This window comes from Nonomuraea jabiensis (assembly GCF_014204795.1).
Lineage (GTDB): Bacteria > Actinomycetota > Actinomycetes > Streptosporangiales > Streptosporangiaceae > Nonomuraea > Nonomuraea jabiensis.
In genome coordinates this window covers 5,416,565-5,434,855 of the sequence record NZ_JACHMB010000001.1, presented here as the reverse complement: position 1 = coordinate 5,434,855, position 18,291 = coordinate 5,416,565, and the positions used below count along the sequence as shown (strand labels likewise).

The 18,291-nt window shown below is 70.5% G+C and carries 19 protein-coding genes; 10 read left to right on the top strand and 9 right to left on the bottom strand.

The features are described 5' to 3' along the window. The first annotated feature begins 9 nt into the window (after positions 1–9). The 4 genes from HD596_RS25120 to HD596_RS25105 all read left to right on the top strand — a co-directional run bounded on the left by HD596_RS25120 (position 10) and on the right by HD596_RS25105 (position 4,405). Positions 10–1,509: an AMP-binding protein gene (locus HD596_RS25120; RefSeq protein WP_185071768.1), complete on the top strand. Its 1,500-nt coding sequence runs from the start codon at positions 10–12 to the stop codon at positions 1,507–1,509. A 131-nt stretch (positions 1,510–1,640) separates the two neighbouring features. Further along, on the top strand, positions 1,641–1,883 hold the full coding sequence (locus HD596_RS25115) for a hypothetical protein (RefSeq protein ID WP_185071767.1): 243 nt from the start codon (positions 1,641–1,643) through the stop codon (positions 1,881–1,883). A 94-nt stretch (positions 1,884–1,977) separates the two neighbouring features. After that, a complete protein-coding gene (locus HD596_RS25110) occupies positions 1,978–3,279 on the top strand; it encodes an FAD-dependent oxidoreductase (RefSeq protein WP_313044681.1) in 1,302 nt (433 codons plus the stop codon). Then, positions 3,263–4,405 (top strand): DUF6986 family protein, encoded by a 1,143-nt coding sequence (locus HD596_RS25105; RefSeq protein ID WP_185071765.1) that lies wholly within the window; start codon positions 3,263–3,265, stop codon positions 4,403–4,405. Before HD596_RS25110 ends, HD596_RS25105 begins: the two co-directional genes overlap by 17 nt. Positions 4,406–4,430: 25 nt before the next feature. On the opposite strand, the gene HD596_RS25100 is transcribed toward HD596_RS25105, so the two are convergent. The 5 genes from HD596_RS25100 to HD596_RS25080 form a co-directional block, all read right to left on the bottom strand. Beyond that, the gene (locus HD596_RS25100) at positions 4,431–5,111 is read right to left on the bottom strand and encodes a copper homeostasis protein CutC (RefSeq protein ID WP_185071764.1); all 681 of its coding nucleotides are present in this window, start codon (positions 5,109–5,111) and stop codon (positions 4,431–4,433) included. A 336-nt stretch (positions 5,112–5,447) separates the two neighbouring features. Then, positions 5,448–6,050: a GNAT family N-acetyltransferase gene (locus HD596_RS25095; protein ID WP_185071763.1), complete on the bottom strand. Its 603-nt coding sequence runs from the start codon at positions 6,048–6,050 to the stop codon at positions 5,448–5,450. Between the two features lie 208 nt (positions 6,051–6,258). Then, entirely contained in the window at positions 6,259–6,996 is a 738-nt protein-coding gene (locus HD596_RS25090; protein WP_313044680.1) for a GntR family transcriptional regulator, read from the bottom strand. A gap of 1,145 nt (positions 6,997–8,141) precedes the next feature. Beyond that, positions 8,142–8,567 (bottom strand): Zn-ribbon domain-containing OB-fold protein, encoded by a 426-nt coding sequence (locus HD596_RS25085; protein WP_246554808.1) that lies wholly within the window; start codon positions 8,565–8,567, stop codon positions 8,142–8,144. Then, entirely contained in the window at positions 8,564–9,733 is a 1,170-nt protein-coding gene (locus tag HD596_RS25080) for a thiolase C-terminal domain-containing protein (protein WP_313044679.1), read from the bottom strand. The genes HD596_RS25085 and HD596_RS25080 overlap by 4 nt, the downstream gene beginning before the upstream one ends. Before the next feature lie 249 nt (positions 9,734–9,982). Between HD596_RS25080 and HD596_RS25075 the strand changes: the two genes are divergently transcribed. From HD596_RS25075 to HD596_RS25055, 5 genes are all read left to right on the top strand, one after another. After that, positions 9,983–10,504 (top strand): flavin reductase family protein, encoded by a 522-nt coding sequence (locus HD596_RS25075; RefSeq protein WP_246554799.1) that lies wholly within the window; start codon positions 9,983–9,985, stop codon positions 10,502–10,504. Continuing rightward, on the top strand, positions 10,491–11,666 hold the full coding sequence (locus HD596_RS25070; protein ID WP_221519504.1) for an acyl-CoA dehydrogenase family protein: 1,176 nt from the start codon (positions 10,491–10,493) through the stop codon (positions 11,664–11,666). The genes HD596_RS25075 and HD596_RS25070 overlap by 14 nt, the downstream gene beginning before the upstream one ends. A gap of 11 nt (positions 11,667–11,677) precedes the next feature. Continuing rightward, entirely contained in the window at positions 11,678–12,448 is a 771-nt protein-coding gene (locus HD596_RS25065; protein WP_185071760.1) for an SDR family oxidoreductase, read from the top strand. Between the two features lie 71 nt (positions 12,449–12,519). After that, a complete protein-coding gene (locus HD596_RS25060; protein WP_185071759.1) occupies positions 12,520–13,815 on the top strand; it encodes a DUF2252 domain-containing protein in 1,296 nt (431 codons plus the stop codon). Between the two features lie 39 nt (positions 13,816–13,854). Beyond that, a complete protein-coding gene (locus HD596_RS25055) occupies positions 13,855–15,066 on the top strand; it encodes an ATP-grasp domain-containing protein (protein WP_185071758.1) in 1,212 nt (403 codons plus the stop codon). On the opposite strand, the gene HD596_RS25050 is transcribed toward HD596_RS25055, so the two are convergent. The 3 genes from HD596_RS25050 to HD596_RS25040 all read right to left on the bottom strand — a co-directional run bounded on the left by HD596_RS25050 (position 15,049) and on the right by HD596_RS25040 (position 16,524). After that, positions 15,049–15,864 (bottom strand): ATP-grasp domain-containing protein, encoded by an 816-nt coding sequence (locus HD596_RS25050; protein ID WP_185071757.1) that lies wholly within the window; start codon positions 15,862–15,864, stop codon positions 15,049–15,051. The two genes, HD596_RS25055 and HD596_RS25050, sit on opposite strands and share 18 nt — an antisense overlap. A gap of 64 nt (positions 15,865–15,928) precedes the next feature. Further along, positions 15,929–16,195 (bottom strand): hypothetical protein, encoded by a 267-nt coding sequence (locus HD596_RS25045; RefSeq protein ID WP_185071756.1) that lies wholly within the window; start codon positions 16,193–16,195, stop codon positions 15,929–15,931. A 44-nt stretch (positions 16,196–16,239) separates the two neighbouring features. Then, positions 16,240–16,524 (bottom strand): hypothetical protein, encoded by a 285-nt coding sequence (locus tag HD596_RS25040; protein WP_185071755.1) that lies wholly within the window; start codon positions 16,522–16,524, stop codon positions 16,240–16,242. Between the two features lie 199 nt (positions 16,525–16,723). On the opposite strand from HD596_RS25040, the gene HD596_RS25035 reads away from it, so the two are divergent. After that, entirely contained in the window at positions 16,724–17,377 is a 654-nt protein-coding gene (locus HD596_RS25035; RefSeq protein WP_185071754.1) for an NIPSNAP family protein, read from the top strand. Between the two features lie 10 nt (positions 17,378–17,387). On the opposite strand, the gene HD596_RS25030 is transcribed toward HD596_RS25035, so the two are convergent. Next, on the bottom strand, positions 17,388–18,290 hold the full coding sequence (locus tag HD596_RS25030) for an SDR family oxidoreductase (protein ID WP_185071753.1): 903 nt from the start codon (positions 18,288–18,290) through the stop codon (positions 17,388–17,390). Position 18,291: the final 1 nt, after the last annotated feature.

Below are 18,291 nucleotides of genomic sequence, written 5' to 3'. Positions count from 1 at the left end.
CTCCCCCGCATGCTTCGCGACCAGGCAGACAACCACCCCGGCGCCGTCGTGGTCGCCGAGGGCGGCACCCGGATGACGCTGTCCGAGCTGCGGGCCTCGGCGGCCGAGATCGCCCGCGGCCTCATCGCCCTCGGCGTCGCGCCCGGTGACCGGGTGGCGTTGTGGGGGGTGAACTCGGCGTTCTGGGTGCGGCACGCGTTCGGGATCTGGGACGCGGGGGCGGTCATCGTGCCGCTCTCGTCCCGTTTCAAGGGCATCGAGGCCGCCCAGCTGATCGAGAAGACCGGCGCCAAGGTGCTCATCACCGGGGCGGGCCCGTCGGCCACTCCCCTCGCCGGCCTGCTGCCGCCCCTGTCCGGGCTGCGGCGCCCGGACGACTTACCCGCCCTGGGCACGCGGGTCTCGGCCCGGGAGGCCGAGGGACGGGCGCTGGCCGTACGGCCTGACGACCTGTGCGAGATCATGTCCACGTCGGGCACCACGGGCACGCCCAAGGGCGTCATGATCGACCACGCGCAGGTCCTGCGCGGCTACTGGGACTGGTCCGAGATCGTCACCCTCGACGAGCGCGACCGCTATCCGATCGTCGCCCCGTTCAGCCACGGGTTCGGGCTGAACGCGGGGCTCATCGCCTGCGTCCTGCGCCGCGCCACGATGATGCCGATCGCCGTCTTCACGCCCGACGCCGTGATGTCGCTGATCTCCTCCGAGCGGATCACGGTGCTGGCCGGGCCGCCGACGCTCTTCCACCGGATACTGGACGAACTGGACCGCGGGTCCTGGGACGTGTCCTCGCTGCGCGTGGCCATCTGCGGCGCCGCCGCCGTCCCCGCCGGCCTGATCACGCGGCTGGTGGAGCGGGTGGGGCTGGAGCGGATGATCAACGCGTACGGGCTGATGGAGGGCACGGTCGTCTCCATGACCCGCGCCGGGGACCCCATCGACGTCATCGCCAACACCACCGGCCGGACCGTGCCCGGGATCGAGGTGCGGATCGTGGACGACGACGGCAAGGACGTCGCGCCCGGGGAGCGCGGGGAGATCCTGGAGCGGGGCTACGGGGTGATGCGGGGCTACTGGGGCGAGCCCGCGCGGACGGCGGAGGTCCTCGACGGCGACGGGTGGCTGCACACGGGCGACGTGGGGGTGCTGGACCCGGCCGGCAACCTCGCCATCGTGGACCGCAAGAAGGAGCTCTACATCGTCAACGGGTTCAACGTCTCGCCGGCCGAGGTGGAGTCGCTGCTGCTGCGGGAGGGGTCGCTGGCGCAGGTGGCGGTCGTGGGCGTGCCCGACCCTGCCAGGGGGGAGGCGGGGGTGGCGTACGTCGTCCCGCGGCCCGGGGTCACCGTCGATCCGGCGGGGCTGATCGGCTGGGCCAGGGACAACATGTCCGCCTACAAGGTTCCCAGGCGGGTCGTGGTGGTGGACTCGCTGCCGGTGAACGTGAACGGCAAGGTGGACAAGCCGGCGCTGCGTACTTCGGCCGAGGCTCTCCTGAGGGAGTGAGCTCCATCTCCGGCAAGGTGAGAACGGGGGCGCGAAGCCGTCTGCCGAGGCTCCGGGGCGAGTAGGGTCGAATTAGCCCTCGTCCTGTCCTCCGGCGCGCCCGCCGCGCCCGAGCTGGGGACAGATACTGCGTGCCTGGCTGCAACCGCTACATCTGCCCCGAAGCCGGGCTGGGGCTCGGCACCCGGGCCGACGACCCGCCCGAGGACGCCGAGGTCCGTGCCGGCAGGCCACGCGACGGCGTGGACGTGTCGATCAGGAACGCCGGCGGGCGCGTACTGTCAGATGAGGGCGAAGGTGAGGTGCTCCTCCGCTCCGAGGCGGTGATGAACGGCTACGTTGGCAAGAACACCGATCATGCGGTGTTCGCGTGAGACGGGTTCATCCGGACCGGCGATCGGGGATACCTGGATCACACCGGCCGGTTACATCTGGTGGGACGCGTGTAACCGAGTCTTAGGAGGCAGCGTGGCGTTGCACGTGGCGGTCATCGGGTCGGGCCCCGCCGGGATCTACACGGCCGAGGCTCTGGTGAAGCAGTCGGCCGAGCCCGTCGAGGTCGATGTCCTCGAACGCCTGCCGACCCCGTACGGGCTGGTCAGGTACGGCGTCGCGCCCGACCACACGTCGATCAAGTCGATCGCCAACTACCTGCGGAAAGTGCTCGAACTGCCCGAGGTCCGCTTCCTCGGCGGCGTGACGCTGGGCGAGCACGTCTCCGTGGATGACCTGCTGGGCGCCTACGACGCGGTCGTCTACTGCACGGGCGCGATGGTCGACAGGAAGCTCGGCATCCCCGGCGAGGACCTGCCCGGCAGCGTGGCGGCGACCGACTTCGTCAACTGGTACTGCGGGCACCCCGACGTCGATCCGGGGCGCTTCACGCTCGACAGCTCCGAGGTCGCGGTGATCGGCGTCGGCAACGTGGCGGTCGACGTCGTACGCGTCCTGGCCAAGACCCACGAGGAGCTGCGCTCCACGGACGTGCCGCACGACGTGCTCGAACGCCTCGAGGCGAGCCAGGTCAAGGCCATCCACATGATCGGCCGCCGCGGCCCCGAGCACGCCAAGTTCACCCTGAAGGAGCTGCGCGAGCTGGGCGAGCTGGCCAACGCCGACGTCTGCGTCCGCCCTGACGAGGCAGTCGTCCTGGGCGTCGACTTCCCGCGCCAGGTCCAGGGCAACATCAAGGTCCTGCAGTCATGGGCCGCCCGCGAGCCGGTGGGCCGCCCGCGCCGCCTCGACGTGCGCTTCTGGTTGCGGCCCGTGGAGATCCTCGGCACCGAGCGGGTGGAGGGCCTCAAGCTCGAACGCACCCGCCTGTCGGAGGAGGGGCGCGTGGTCGGCACGGGCGAGTTCGAGACGCTGCCGGTCGGCATGGTGCTGCGTTCGGTGGGCTACCAGAGCGTGCCGCTGCCCGGGGTGCCGTTCTCGGACCAGACCATGACCGTGCCGAACGAGGCCGGGCGGGTGCGCGACCGCGAATACGTGGCAGGCTGGCTCAAACGCGGTCCCACCGGGGTCATCGGCACCAACAAGTCCGACGCCGCGGAGACGGTCCGCACGCTCCTCGCCGACCTCTCGGATCGCCCGCGGGTGAGCGGCGGGGCCATCGACGCGCTGCTGGCCGCGCGCGGGGTGCGTCCGGTGACGTACGACGACTGGCTGGCGATCGAGGCGGCCGAGGCCGAGCTGGCCAGGTCGCTGGGCCGGGGCGAACGCGTCAAGCTGGTCGGCCTGGAGGCAATGCTCCGTGCGTTCCGTTCCTGAGGGGTTCGACGAGGTCTACCGGGTCCAGCAGGCCCGATTCCCCTCCACCGGCCAGGGCCGGCAGCCGGTCCACACCGTCTACGTCCCGGCCGACCGGTTCTCGATCCACACCCTCTCCGAGTGGCGCGACCAGGCGATGTCCCTGGTCAAGGCGCATCTGGCCGATCCGGCCACGCTGGCGGAGGTCTTCGGGGTGCCCGGCGGGCTGGCGGCCGCCGTGCACCCCAAGGTGGTCCAGAAGCTCTCCTCGGAGCCGATCGAGGACCTGCGCATCGACTTCGAGGACGGGTACGGCGTACGTCCCGGCCTGGTGGAGGACGAGCACGTGGCGCAGGCCGTCGAGGCGGTGGCCACGATGCACGCGGCGGGCACGCTGCCGCGGCGGTGGGGGCCTCGGGTGAAGTCGTTCGCCGACGGGGACCCCGAGCGGTCGGTGCGCACGCTCGAGCTGTTCCTGTCGGGGCTGATGGAGCGGGCCGGCGAGCTGCCGCCGGGCTTCACGGTGACCTTTCCCAAGGTCCTCATGGAGGCCTACCTCGGTCTCTTCACGCAGGTGCTGGCCGGGCTGGAGGACGAGCTGGGGGTGCGGCTGCGGTTCGAGATGCAGGTGGAGGCGCCGCAGACGCTGCACTTCCTGCGCGGGGACCTGGCCGAGTCGCTGGGCGGGCGGCTCGCGGCGGCTCATTTCGGGGTCTTCGACTACACGGCCGCGATCGGGCTGCCGCCGCACGAGCAGCGGCTGGACCATCCGGCGTGCGATCACGCCCGGCACGTGATGCAGACGGCGTTCGCGGGCACGCGGGTGGAGCTGTCGGACGGGTCGCTGGCCGCCTCGCCCGCCTCCGGGCTCACCCGTGACGTGCACGCGCTGTGGCGGCGGCACGCCGAGCTGGTCAGGCATTCCCTGGGGCACGGCTTCTACCAGGGGTGGGACATGCACCCTTCCCACCTGGTGAGCCGCTTCGCCACCGTTTACGCCTTCCACCTGGAGCGCTACGACGCCTACCAGGAGCGAGTGAGAGCGTGGGAGGAGCAGCGGGATGCGGGGGGCGGCGTCATGGACGAGCCCGCCACGATCCGCACGCTGGTGGCCGCTCTCAGGCGCGCGGACGCGGCCCTGCCCTAGCGGTCTGGCGGTCGCCCTGGCGGTCTCAGTCGCGTTCGACCAGGGACCGCCACTGGCGTACCAGGCGCCACTCCACCGGATCCGACCAGCTCGCCCGCACGGCGGAGCCCACGTGGAAGGCGCGGATGCCGTAGTCGAGGAGCGCCGGCACGTGCGCCGGCTTCAGCCCGCCCCCGGCCAGGATGATCGAGCCGTCACCGGCCTCGGCGCGCGCCCTCAGCACCGGCAGCCCCTCCCCCACCCCGTTGGGCGAGCCCGAGGTGAGCACGGTGGCCAGGTTGGGCAGCAGCCGCACGGCCCGCCAGGACGCCTGGACGTCGGCGGCGTGATCGACCGCCCGGTGGAACGTCCACGGGAGCGGCGAGACGGCGTGGATGAGCGCCTCGGTGGCCGTGAGATCGACCTTCCCCGAGCCGTCGAGGAACCCGAACACGAACCCCGCCGCCCCCGCCTGCGCCAATGCCTTGGCGTCCCGGCTCAGGCGGTCGAGCACGTCGGAGTCGGCGATGAAGTTGGCGTCACAGCGGAGCATCACCATCTGGGGGAGGGGGCACTCCGCGGCGATCGCGGCGACCGTCTCCGGTGAGGGGGTCAGCCCGTCGGCCGCCATGTCGGCGACGACCTCCAGCCGGTCGGCTCCACCCTGTTCGGCGGCCACGGCGTCACGAACGTTGAGGGCGATCACCTCGAGCAGGGATCCGGTCATGGAGGAGAGGTTATATGGTGCTCTGCACCATTCCGCCGCTGATCACACCAAAAAGTCCCCGCCAACGGCCTCGCTCCCCGTCCCAGGGCCCCGCTCCAGGCCCCCGAACGCTCCCACAGCGCCCGCACGACCGGCGCCCGCTGCCGGACCCCGCCGGACAGCCCGCGGCCCACCACGCGCCCTGTGGGGCGGAAGCACAGCCCGGCCGGCGCACATCCGCGGAGGGCCGTGGCCGGCCTGGGCCGCCCGCCCGCGACGCCCGTGACGGCGCGAGGAGGCGGCCCTGGTGGGCCTCGGCCCCGATCCCGGCGGGATCGGGGCCGTGGGTGCGAGGTGTCAGGCGGAGATGAGTTCGGCCATGGTCAGGTCACGGAAGGCCGTGGTGGTCAGGTCCCGCGACGGGCGCTCGAAGAGGGCGCCGGACGCGCGGTGGGGGAGGTCCACCGTACGGACGTGGCGGAACCCGCGCCTGCGGTAGTACTCCTGCAGCCGCCAGTTGTCCTTGGCGCAGTCCAGGCGCAGGTACGGCAGGCCGGCCGTGTGGGCGTAGGTGCAGGCCCAGTCCAGGAGGGCGTCCCCGAGGCCGCTGCCGGACCAGGGACGGGCCACGGCGAGCTTGTGGACATAAAGGGCAGCTCCGGGGTCGTCGTCGAGTGTCCAGAACTCGGGGTCCGCGTGGTCGTCGACGGCTATCGTGGCTACCGGCGGGGCCGATTCGTCGGGATCGAGGTATCTGAGCTCGTCGTCGAGCAGGAAGAGCACCCTCTCCTCGATGAGCGGCACGATGCGCTCGGGGCCGAACCCCCCGCGCGGCCATTGCCGCACTCCCCGCGAGTAGAGCCACTCGGCGGCGTCCGCGAGCAGCGTGAGTACGCCGGGAAGGTCCTCGGGCTCCGCTCTGCGGAGCGCGAGCGGGTGGAGCAGCGTGTTGGTGTGCATAATGAAACTCCCGTTGCGTAGGGTTTGCGCGCATACACAAAGCGTGATGACGCAATGGTGCGCGTAGCCGAAAATGGGGCCTCAACCCGATATATATGGATAAATGGCGATTTAGGGGAGTATGCACGACTCCCCTAGGCCAGCGAGGCGGCTAATTTCTCGCTGCGCCCGGCCCCAGCCGGCGGGATCACCCCTTCAACCGAGCTCGTTAGCGGCCATCGAGCTCGTATCTGATCAAATGTTTGTCGGCGGGCAGCACCGACACCGCGACACGCACTGGCATGTCGGCCCCGTCGAATCCGACTCGGACGTACACCATGACTGGCGTGCCGAGCTCGAGCTGGAGGCGCTCGGCCTCCTCCTGGTTGGGCATGCGGGCCCAGATGTCGTCGGTGACGCGCACCTGCGCATGCCCCAGCTCCTCCAGCACCCGGTTCGCCCCTCGTGCGATGTCTCCGGGCCTGGCGATCTCGGAGTCGGCAACCAGATCACGAGGGAAGTAGGAATCGTTGGTGTTGTACGGCTGGCCGTCCACGAAACGCAGACGACGCCTCACCACCGCCAATTCCCCGTCCGCCAGCTCCAGCCTGCTGGCGATCTCCTCAACGGGAGAAACCGTCAGCACCTCGATGTACTGGCTGGGCTCGCGGCCTTCCTGCGCCACGGCATAGGCGAAGGCTTCCCGCAGTTCCCCAGAAGGTTGTGGCTCCAGCTCCCGCTGCGGATAGATCAGCAGCGGTCTGCGGTCTCTGACCACGGTTCCGCGCCGCGGCGTGCGCGTAACGAGCCCCTCATTGACGAGCTCTCCCAGGGCCAGCCTTACGGTGTTCCTGCTCACCCCATGGTCTTCCATGAGCTGCGCCTCGGTCGGCAGCTGTGATCCCGGGCCGAGGACACCCGAGTAGATGGCTCGACGCAACTCCGCAGCCACCTGCTGATACAGCACCGACCTTGCCACTTTCACCCCTTTTGTTCCAACAATTTAGACGATCTGGTTCTAGCAGGCCACAACCCCTTGACCGAACCGCCTCCACCGGCCCATCATCCATTCGTTGGTACAAATCCATCTAAAGGCCGGTGAGGGGGTGAAGGCCAGTGTTGCCGGTCCGCACGGGTACGCCGTACCTGCCCTGGCATGCCCCTTGCGAAGCAACACGTTTACTGCGTTACGGGTTGCGTCGCCAGGGGTTCACCCACACCTACCAGAGCATGGGCATCGGTGTGCGCGAGCTATCGGTGTTGACTGAGCTGACCGTGTGGTGCAATGACGGATCCTTTGTCTGGAATGAGGAGGGTGGCGCCCCCGTCACGCACCCCATTGATGACCCGGTTGGTGCAGCTCAACGCATCGCCGCACGTTACCGGCAACGGGAGCTTTCACACTCCCCCATCGACTCCGTGCGCGAACCAACGGTCTAGGACTCCATCCCTCGCCGGAGTCCTGGCGCCGTCGCGCACGGGACAGGAAGCGCGTCCTGGCGGGTCCCCCACGCCCGCCAGGGCGCGTTTTCCTCCAAGGGACCAACGCAGGGCAGCACGCCTTCCCGCCTCGGGCGGGGGCCGGGCCCTTCCAGGCGGATCCCGCGCCCCGGGCGCGTGAGTGACCGCCGACCGCGCCGATCCCCGGGCGCTCGCCGACTTTCGGGTCCTCGCCGATCCCCAGGTGCCCGCCGCCCTCCGGATGCGCACGCCACCGAGGTTCCTCGCCGATCCCGAAGCACTCGCCGTCGCCCAGAACGGCACAACCCATCTCTTACGGTCACCACGGGCGGCCCCATCCGCCGACCACGGCCGGGCCCCGTCCAGGGAGACGCTTCTCCGGTGTGCGGGGCCGGGCGCCGTCACGGCACGGCACGACCGGCTGGGTGGTTCTGTCGAAGACCGGCGGGCAGGCAGGATCGTTACTCGTGACCCGCAGGTCACGCCCGCCACCGACTTCCCATCAGTCATCGTTCGCCGCCAGTCCGAGCCGTCCGCGTCGACGCCTTCCACCATCATCATCAACCCTCGGAGCCGAACCTGGGGGCCCCTTCGTGATGGTGGGACTGGTGGGATTTTCCGGTACCAATCCAATTTCCGGAGCAAGGTCAACTAGCGGGAGGATTTGCGCCCCACCGGATGATCATCCGGCGCCCAGTCCACCAGGGTCAACCGCTCGTCGACCCGGCGGTAGGCGGCCCGGACGCGCCAGCCGCGCTCCGGAGGGCCGTCGCCGCGCCAGTTCCCGTACACGAAGCACCCCGGCACCGCCGCCAGCCGGACCATCACCACCACGTACGGCACCTCGAACCCCGGCATGAACGGCTGATGGTTGACGATCCAGCTCTCGACCACCCCCTCGGGCTCCACCTCCCGCCAGTGCCACGCCTCCGTGCGGCACTCGGGGCAGAACGACCGCGCCGGGAAGCGCACCGCCCCGCATCCTTCGCACTCCTGGACGGCGAACTCCTGCCCGGCGACCCGCTCCCACCACTGCCTGGAGTCGCGGTCGGGTTCGGGCCGGTAGGCCGTCATCATGATCTCCTCAGGATCAGGGCGGAGGTGGCCGGGAGGATGTAGCCGGGCTGGGCCGTGGACAGCGCGACCTCGGCTCCGGGCACCTGGCGGTCCCCCGCGTCGCCTCTGAGCTGGGAGACGGCCTCGGCGATGTGGTTGATGCCGTGGACGTAGCCCTCGGACAGGAAGCCGCCGTGGGTGTTGACCGGGAGCGCGCCGTCCGGCGCCGTCGCGCCCGAGGCCACGTAAGGCCCGCCCTCGCCCTTCTCGCAGAACCCGTAGTCCTCGAGCTGGACGATCACCGAGTACGTGAAGCAGTCGTACAGCTCGGCCACGTCGATGTCCGCCGGCCCCAGCCCGGCCTGCGCGTAGAGGCGCGGGGCCAGGGCGGCGGCCGCGGTCACCGTGGGGTCGGCGGACGGGCCCGAGAGGTGAGAGGTGCCGCCGCCCCAGGCCGCGCCCGAGATCAGCACCGGTGGGCGGCGGAGCGCGCGGGCGCGTTCGGCCGTGGTGACGACCACGGCGCAGGCCCCGTCCGTCTCCAGGCAGCAGTCCAGCAGCCGGAACGGCTCCGCGATCCACCTGCTCGCCAGGTAGTCGTCCAGCGTGATGGGGGTGCGCATGAGGGCGCGGGGGTTCTTGGCCGCGTTGGCGCGCTGGGTGACGGCCAACTGCCCGAAATGCTCGGCTTGAGTGCCATATTTCAGCATGTGGGCCCGGGCGTACATGGCGTACTGCTGCGGCGGCGCCACGTACCCGTACGGCGCCTGATACTGCACCTCCGGGCTCACCGGCACGCTCCGGTCGGTGCCGCCCATGCGGAACTCGGAACGGGCGTTGATGGCCCGGTAGCACACCACCGTCTCGGCCACTCCGGCCGCCACCGCCAGCGCTGCCTGGCCTACGACGGCGTGCGAGACGCTGCCGCCGCCGAACTGGTCGAGGTGCCAGGAGAGGTCGGTCAGGCCCAGCGCGGGGGCCACCAGCGTGGGGGCGGCGGAGTCGCCCACGCGGTGCGTGGCCAGCCCGTCCACCTCGTCCACCGCCAGGCCCGCGTCCTCCAGCGCGGCCAGCACGGCGCGGCAGGCCAGCGTGAGGGTGCTGACGCCCGAGTCCTTCGTGAAGGGGGTGTAGCCGACCCCGGCTATCGCGGCGCGGTCTCGGATGTCAAGCAAGCGCTTGGGCACAAACGTCACGTTAGGCCGGAAATTTCCCCTATGTCAACGCACCCCTGACCGTCCGCCCCCGCAGCGGCATGCGAACTTGACATGGTTTCCCGGTTCGCCCTAGCGTCCAAGCAAGCGCTTGGTATGATAGAGCGCAGACGGTGGACTAGGAGGCGGACCATGAGCACACACGCTGCCCGGCTCGTCGCGCCGGACGGCTGTCGCGGCCTTCCGACGCCCCATCAGCGCAGGATTCGCAACGGAGCCGCAATGCCGACCGGCCCTTCACCTCACAGCGCGAACGGTCACCTCGACAGCCGCCGCTTCCGGCAGGTGCTCGGGAGGTTCGCGACGGGTGTGGTGGCGATCACGGCGGTCGATCCGGCGAACAGCCTGCCGTGCGGCCTGGCGGCCAACTCCTTCACCTCGGTCTCGCTCGACCCGCCCCTGGTGGCGTTCTGCGTGGCCTACACCAGCTCCAGCTGGCCCAAGGTACGCGGCGCCAAGGTCATCACCGTGAACGTGCTGGCCGAGCACCAGCAGGCGGTGTGCGCCCAGCTGGCGACCAAGGGCGGCGACAAGTTCGCGGGCCTGGAGTGGAGCGGCTCCCCCGGCGGCAACCCGGTGCTCGAAGGCGCGCTGGCCTGGATCGACTGCGCGATCGAGGCCGAGCACCCGGCTGGCGACCACATGATCGTGGTGGCCCGGGTGCTCCAGCTCGACACGTACTCCGAGGGTGGCCCGCTGCTGTTCTTCCGCGGGGGCTACGGAGGCTTCGTTGAGCGTCTCTGACGGGGGCGCGGACCACGGGCACGTTCCTCGGGCAGGGCTGCGGGAAGAGGCGCGGGCCTGGCTGGAGGAGGCGCTGAGCGGCGAGTTCGCGAACGTCAGAGGGCTCGGCGGGCCCGGGCGCGAGCACGAGGGCCACGAGCTGCGGCAGGCGTGGGAGCGCCACCTCGGCAAGGCCGGCTGGACCTGCCTGGGCTGGCCCGAGCGGTACGGCGGCCGCGCCGCGTCCCTGGAGGACCAGGTCGCCTTCTACGAGGAGTACGCCAGGGCCGACGCCCCCGCCAGGGTGGGCCACATCGGCGAGGGGCTGATCGGCCCGACCATCCTCGAATTCGGCACCGACGAGCAGAAGGACCGCTTCCTGCCGCCGATCCAGCGCGGCGACGAGCTCTGGTGCCAGGGCTACTCCGAGCCCGAGGCGGGCTCCGACCTGGCCAACGTGCAGACGAAGGCGCACCTGGAAGGCGGCGAGTGGATCGTCACCGGGCAGAAGGTGTGGACGTCGCTGGCGCACGTGGCCGACTGGTGCTTCGTGCTGTGCCGTACCGAGCCCGGCTCGCAGCGCCACCAGGGGCTGTCGTACCTGCTCGTCCCCATGGACGCACCGGGCGTGGACGTGCGGCCGATCGTGCAGCTCACCGGGACGTCGGAGTTCAACGAGGTGTTCTTCGACGGCGCGCGCACGGCGGCGGGGAACATCCTCGGAGCGCCGGGCGACGGCTGGCGGGTCGCGATGGCCACGCTCGGTTACGAACGCGGCGCCTCGACGCTCGGGCAGCAGATCGGGTTCCGGCGGGAGCTGGCCAAGGTCATCGAGACCGCCGGGCGGACGGGCGCGATCGACGACCCGGTGCTGCGTGACAGGCTCGTCCAGTCGTGGCTGGAGCTGGAGATCATGCGGCTGAACGCGCTGCGGATGCTGCGGCCGGACCCCGGCCCCGAGGTGTCGATCGCCAAGCTCTACTGGTCGGAGTGGCACCGGAGGCTGGGCGAGCTGGCACAGGCCGTGCAGGGGAAGGCCGGACTGGTGGCCGAGCCCGCCGACGGCGAGTTGAACGAGTTGCAGCGGCTCTACCTGTTCAGCCGCGCCGACACGATCTATGCCGGATCCAGCGAGATCCAGCGGAACATCATCGCCGAGCGCACCCTGGGACTCCCCCGCTGATTGGAGCACGGATGCCCCCGTACCCGAAGGCGCACGGACTGCTCGACGGCAAGGTGACGCTCGTGACGGCCGCCGCAGGGGCCGGCATCGGCTACGCGACCGCGAGGCGCTGCGCCGAGGAGGGCGCCACGATCGTCGTCTCGGACCGGCACGAGCGCCGCCTGGCCGCCGCCGCCGACGCGCTGACCGAGCTCACCGGCGTCAAACCGCTGGCCGTGCCGTGCGACGTGACCTCTGAGGCGCAGGTGCTGGCGCTGTTCGACGCGGTGGTGGAGGCGCACGGCAGGCTCGACGTGGTGGTCAACAACGCCGGTCTCGGCGGTACGGCCCCGCTGGCCGAGATGTCCGACGAGCAGTGGCACGCGGTCATCGACGTCACCCTCAACGGCACCATGCGCTGCACCAGGGCCGCGCTCAGGCAGATGACCGCCCAGGGCTCCGGCGTGATCGTGAACAACGCCTCGGTGATCGGCTGGCGGGCCCAGCGGGGGCAGTCGCACTATGCCGCCGCCAAGGCCGGGGTGATGGCGCTGACCAGGTGTGTCGCGCTGGAGGCCGCCGAGCACGGCGTGCGGGTGAACGCGGTGGCGCCCTCGCTGGCGGTGCACCCGTTCCTGGCGAAGGTGACCAGCGAGGAGCTGCTGGCGGAGCTGGCGGCCAAGGAGGCGTTCGGGCGGTCGGCGGAGCCGTGGGAGGTGGCGAACGTGATCGTCTTCCTGGCCAGCGACTACTCCTCGTACATGACGGGAGAGGTGGTCTCGGTCTCCTCGCAGCACCCCTGAGGAGCTGACGTCCGCGTGTCAGGGAAAGATCAGGGTGGTCGGCAAGGTTCCGGGGATCTAGTGTCCGAGACATGGGCGCACGCTCCTCTTTCCTGCTCGATGTCCTCATGGCAGAGTTCGGCGAGTCGATCAAGCGAGACCCCGCGGCTTTCAGGCGGAAATTTCGGAAAATGGCGGCCTCCCCGTTCGCGTTCTACCGGGGCAGTGCCTGCCTGTTCTACGCGGACATGGCCGAGTCCTACGCGGACCGTTCCTACCTGGACGAACCCACCAGCCGGGTGTGGATCCACGGCGACCTGCACGCGGAGAACTTCGGCACGTACATGAACGCCTCCGGCGTCCTCGTCTTCAACGTCAACGACTTCGACGAGGCCTACGTGGGCCCGTATGTCTGGGACCTCAAGCGCTTCGCCGCCAGCGTGGCGCTCATCGGCTACGCCAAGGCGCTGTCCGACGACTCGATCAGCGTGCTCGTCACCGACTTCGCCGCCGCGTACCTGGTCGAGCTGGGCGCCCTCGCCGCGGGCGGGGACGACGCGATCGGCTCGCTCACCCTGGAGACCACCAGCGGGGTGCTGCACCGGGTGCTCCAGACGGCCCGGCTCAGCACGCGGGTGGCGCTGCTGGACGTCGAGACCGTGATCGACGACTACGACCGGCGGTTCGCGCTCATGGAGGGGCGGGAGCCGGTGGACGCGGCGACCAGGCAGGCGGTGCTGGCCGCGTTCGAGGGGTACCTGACCACGCTGCCCGCGCAGGCCAACCCGGTCGAGCACGTGATCAAGGACGTGGCGCTGCGCAAGGGCGTGGGCATCGGCTCCGCGGGGCTGCCCTCGTACAACCTGCTGCTCGAAGGGCGCTCGCAGGCGCTGGAGAACGACGTCATCCTCTACATGAAGCAGGCGGCCGTGCCCGCGGTGGCCCGGCACGTCGCCGACGAGAAGGTGGCCTCGTACTTCCTGCACCAGGGGCATCGCACGGCGGAGTCGCAGCGGGCGCTGCAGGCGTACGCCGATCCCTGGCTGGGGTACACCACGCTCAACGGCGTGGGGCAGCTCGTGGCCGAGGTGTCGCCGTACTCGGCGGACCTGGACTGGGACGACGTGAACGAGCCGGCCGAGCTGCGCTCGATCGTGCAGGACCTGGGGCGGGCGGTGGCGCGCATGCACTCGGTGGCCGACGACGAGTCCAGCCACGACCTGGTCGACTTCTCGACGGAGGAGGCGATCGTGGCGGTCATCGGCAACGACAAACCCGGATTTATCGGGATGTTGGTGGATTTCGCCCATCGGTACGGGGCACAGGCCCGGGAAGACCATCAACGGTTCGTCGACCTGTTCCGCAACGGCCGGCTCCCTGGCGTCTGACCCCGGCCGCCGCGCGGGCGGTCAGGCTGGAGGGGCGTCGTGCGACATCTGATCGGGCTGCTGCTGGGGACCGAGGAGGACTGGCCGTCGGCGTTCGAGACCGTGCTGCGGCGGCTCGGGCCCATCAAGGGGGTGGGCGAGTTCGACGTGGAGCGGCTCACGATCGAGCCGTTCGACCTGCGCGCGAAGCCGCGTCACGAGCTGGTGATCGACCGGCTCGCGTACTGGTACTACCACCCGCGCGAGTGGCTCAAGAAGGTCGCCATGATGGACGACGTCTACCTGCTGAACAGCCCGTTCACGTTCCAGTCGATGGAGAAGCACACGGCGTACTGCGCGATGATGCGGCTCGGGCTCAAGGTGCCGGAGACGGTGCTGGTGCCGTTCAAGAACCCGGTCGACAACGCGCGGTACGCCTACACGGCGGCCCGCTACAACCAGCCCTTCGACCTGGACGAGGTCGCGGAGCGGATCGGCTACCCGCTGATCATGAAGCCCTACGACGGCGGGGCCTGGCGCGGCGTGTCACTCGTGCGCGACCGGGACGAGCTGCACCGGGCCTACGACCAGAGCGGCGAGATGCTCATGCACCTCCAGCAGGCCATCGACGGGTACGACGCGTTCGCCAGGTCCCTGTCGATCGGCGCGGAGACCATGGTCATGCGCTTCAGGCCCGATGAGCCGATGCACGCCCGCTACGCCGTCGACCACGCGTTCCTGTCGCCGTCCGTGGGCGAGGAGGTCGTGACGATCGGGAAGCTGGTGAACGCGTTCTTCCGGTGGGAGTTCAACTCCTGCGAGACCCTGGTCAAGGGCTCCGACGTGCACCCGATCGACTACGCCAACGCCTGCCCCGACGTGGCGCTGACCAGCCTGCACTACTACTTCCCCTGGGCGATCAAGACGCTGGTGAAGTGGAGCGTGTTCTGCGTGGCCACCCGGCGCCGGCCGCGCATCGACCTGGAGACGCACGACTACTTCTCCGTGGCGGGGACGTACGAGGAGCGGCTGGCCGAATACCGCCAGCTGGCCGACGCGTACTTCGAGACCGACCGCTACCACGAGTTCTGCCAGGACCGCCTGGCGCACCTCGACGAGGTGGTGCTGGAGTGGGTGGCCGGGGCCGAGTTCGACCGGTTACTGGTGGACACCGTGACCGCCACGTACCCGGCCCACGAGCGTGACCGCTTCGTCGAGCACTTCAGGGGGCTGCTGCGCCTGTGGGTGAAGGACTCAGAGCAGCTCGCGTAGCGCCCTGGCGAAGCTCGCCGGCGCCTGCGGCTCCCACCGCAGGTAGAGGTACGGCTCCGTCAGCTCCACCTCGATGACCGCCGGCTCGCCCCCGGGTAGCCGGACCAGGTCGATCCGGGCGTAGAGAAGGGGCTGAGGTACGGCGGCGAGCACCTTCTCCGCGAGATCGACCTGGTCCGGGGCTGGGGTGCGCCGCTCGGCCCGCGCGTTGTCCTGCTCGCTCGCCCCGGGGGCGAGCATGGGGACGCGGCGGACGGCGTGGCTGAGGCGGCCGTTGAAGTACAGCAGCGAGGTCTCCCCCTCCGCCTCGACCATGTCGAGGTACGGCTGCACCATCGGCGTGCGCCCGCCGGCCTCGATCGCGGCGGCCAGCGCCCGGGCCTCGTCGCGATCGGTGGTCCTGGTGGTGTCGCGGGCACCGGCGGAGATGGCCGGCTTGACGACGTATTCGGGCCAGTGCGGCAGGTCCCGCGACGACCAGTGCGTCGGCACGACGGGCACGCCCAGGTCCCGCAGGTAGGTCTTGTCGGTGTTGGACTCCAGCACGGAGCCCGGGTTGAGCAGCCTGGTGACGGACTCCACGCCGCGCGCCCACTCCAGGAACTCCGCCCGCCTGAGGGAGTAGTCCCAGACCGAGCGGACGACGACGGCGTCGTACGCGCTCCAGTCGGCGGCGGGGTCGTCCCAGCGCTCGACCCGCCCCTCGATGCCCGCCTCGCGCCAGGCGGAAAGGACCGGGTCGCGCTCGTCGTCGACGCCGTGGGGATCTTCAAACGTTACATAAGCACAGAGAACCACCCACGGATGCTAGTACGGGGTGCGAGCCAGGCCGTGACGGGGACCTGGCCCGCACCCCTCCCGGCTAGTCGAAATCGACCATGTCGTCGATGCCCACAACGCTGCGGTTGGTGGCGGTCGCGGCGTTGCCGTTGACGTTGTTGACGCCGGTCGCGCCGCGGCCGCTGACGTTGCTGCTGACGACGTTGCCGAAGTTGTTGCCCGACTGCGAGGAGCCGCGGTTGGAGCTGGAATTACCCGCGTTGACGTCCGCGTACGCGGGGGCCGACAGCAGGGTCACCCCCGCAGCCGCGGCGGCGACGAGACCGGTCACGCAGAGCTTCTTCACCATGGTCATGGTCCTTTCGGATCGTGTTGGCTTTGGACGTCAGCCGGTCAGTAGAAGATGTAGGTCACCGTGATGCCACCGTTGGTGGCGGTCGGTGCGATGCCGTTGACGTTGTTGACGTTGGTCGAGAAGTCTCGGCCGCGGTTGACGCCGGTGACATTCCCGAAGTTGTTTCCGGACTGGGCCGAGTCGCTGTTGCCGCTCCAGTTGCCGGCGCGGGTGTCGCCGCCCAGCGGCCCCCACCAGTCGTCGGCGTGCGCCGGGGCAGCCAGGAGTGCGCCGCCGACGGCCGCGGCCAGCACGGCCGCGGCGGCGCACGCTCTTTTGATCAACTTCCGCTCCTTAGCCGGTAGGGTTCAGGGCCGGCGCGCACGGGCGCGCCGCCCCTTTGACCTTCCTTGACCGCAGGAGATCAAGGTCACAGCGAGCATATAACCGTGAGTTGTGGATCGGTAGCTGTCTGTTACCAGAATATTATTCGCTCAATACGCTGACAGAAGGTGTCAGCGACCCGGGCCTAACGTCCGCCGCATGATCTACGAACTGCGCCAGTACACGCTGCGGCCCGGGCAGCGGGACACCTTGATCGAGCTCTTCGAGCGCGAATTCGTGGAGACCCAGGAGGCGACGGGCATGCGGGTCACCGGCACCTTCCGCGTCGGGGGCGCGCCCGACCGGTTCGCCTGGCTCCGCGCGCACCGGTCGATGGCCGCCCGCAAGGACGCGCTGGAGGCCTTCTACGACGGGCCCGTATGGGAGGCCCACCGGGACGCCGCCAGGGCCACCATGGTCGACACCGACGACGTGCTCCTGCTGCACTCCGTGGGGGCCGAGCCGCCCGCCTGGGAGCGGCCGCCCGCGGGCGCGACCGAGCTGCCGAAGTCCCTGTACGCCGCCACGATCTACCACGTCGAGGACGGCTTCTCCGCCTTCTTCGCCCGCGAGGTCGCGCCCGTGCTGGCCGAGGCCGGCGTGCCGCCCGTCGCGTGCCTGGAGACGGAGCACTCGGAGAACAACTTCCCCCGGCATCCGATCCGGACCGGGGAGAACGTGTTCGTGTGGTTCGCCCGCTTCGACGCGGCCGAGGAGGAGCGGGAGGTGGACCTCCCCATGGTGAAGCCCCGCCTGACGGCCGCCCCCGAGCGCATCCTGCTCCACCCGACCGCCCGCTCGGCCATGCGCTGACCCGCGGGGCTCACGCTCCGTACACGGGCTCCGGCGACGGGGCGGCGGCCAGCAGCCCGTCGACCGCGTCGCCGACGTCCGCGGGGTCCCAGCGGCCGTCGCGCTCGGCCCGCTCGCCGTGGCGCCAGCCCGTGGCCAGGGCGATCGAGCCGCCCTCCACCTCGAACACCCGCCCCGTCACGTGGCCCGACCCCTCGGAGCCGAGCCAGACGACGAGCGGGGCGATGTTGGCCGGGTCCATGGGGTCGAAGCCGGACTCCGGCCTGGCCATGGTCGCGGCGAACACCTCCTCGGTCATGCGGGTGCGGGCGGCGGGGGCGATGGCGTTCACGGTCACGCCGTACCTGCCCAGCTCGGCCGCTGCCACCTGGGTCAGCGCGGCGATGCCCGCCTTGGCGGCCGAGTAGTTGGCCTGGCCGACGCTGCCGAGCAGGCCCGCGCCGGACGAGGTGTTGATCACCCGGCCCGTGACGCGCTCGCCCGCCTTGGCGCTCTCCCGCCAGTACGCCGCCGCGTGGCGCAGCGGCAGGAAGTGGCCCTTGAGATGGACGCGGACGACGTCGTCCCAGTCCTGCTCGGTCATGGAGACGAGCATCCGGTCCCTGAGGAAGCCGGCGTTGTTCACCAGGACGTCGAGGCGGCCGTACGCGCTGACGGCCGTCTTGACCAGCCGGGCCGCGCCGCCCCAGTCGGACACGTCGTCGCAGTTGGCCACCGCCTGGCCGCCGAGCGCCTCGATCTCCGCGACCACCTCCAGCGCGGGGGCTCCCGAGCCGCCCTCGCCGCCGGGGCCCGTGCCGAGGTCGTTCACCACGACGCGGGCGCCCTGCCGGGCGAACTCCAGCGCGTGCTCCCTCCCGATCCCGCGTCCGGCGCCCGTCACGATCACCACGCGGCCAGCACAGATTCCCACC

What these genes read in the sequence shown, in the direction of transcription:
- HD596_RS25065 (WP_185071760.1), top strand. Translation starts at nt 11,678, where the DNA reads ATGCCCCCGTACCCGAAGGCGCACGGACTGCTCGACGGCAAGGTGACG.
- HD596_RS25075 (WP_246554799.1), top strand. Translation starts at nt 9,983, where the DNA reads ATGCCGACCGGCCCTTCACCTCACAGCGCGAACGGTCACCTCGACAGC.
- HD596_RS25095 (WP_185071763.1), bottom strand. Translation starts at nt 6,050, where the DNA reads ATGCACACCAACACGCTGCTCCACCCGCTCGCGCTCCGCAGAGCGGAG.
- HD596_RS25060 (WP_185071759.1), top strand. Translation starts at nt 12,520, where the DNA reads ATGGGCGCACGCTCCTCTTTCCTGCTCGATGTCCTCATGGCAGAGTTC.
- HD596_RS25100 (WP_185071764.1), bottom strand. Translation starts at nt 5,111, where the DNA reads ATGACCGGATCCCTGCTCGAGGTGATCGCCCTCAACGTTCGTGACGCC.
- HD596_RS25035 (WP_185071754.1), top strand. Translation starts at nt 16,724, where the DNA reads ATGATCTACGAACTGCGCCAGTACACGCTGCGGCCCGGGCAGCGGGAC.
- HD596_RS25045 (WP_185071756.1), bottom strand. Translation starts at nt 16,195, where the DNA reads ATGGTGAAGAAGCTCTGCGTGACCGGTCTCGTCGCCGCCGCGGCTGCG.
- HD596_RS25085 (WP_246554808.1), bottom strand. Translation starts at nt 8,567, where the DNA reads ATGATGACGGCCTACCGGCCCGAACCCGACCGCGACTCCAGGCAGTGG.
- HD596_RS25120 (WP_185071768.1), top strand. Translation starts at nt 10, where the DNA reads ATGCTTCGCGACCAGGCAGACAACCACCCCGGCGCCGTCGTGGTCGCC.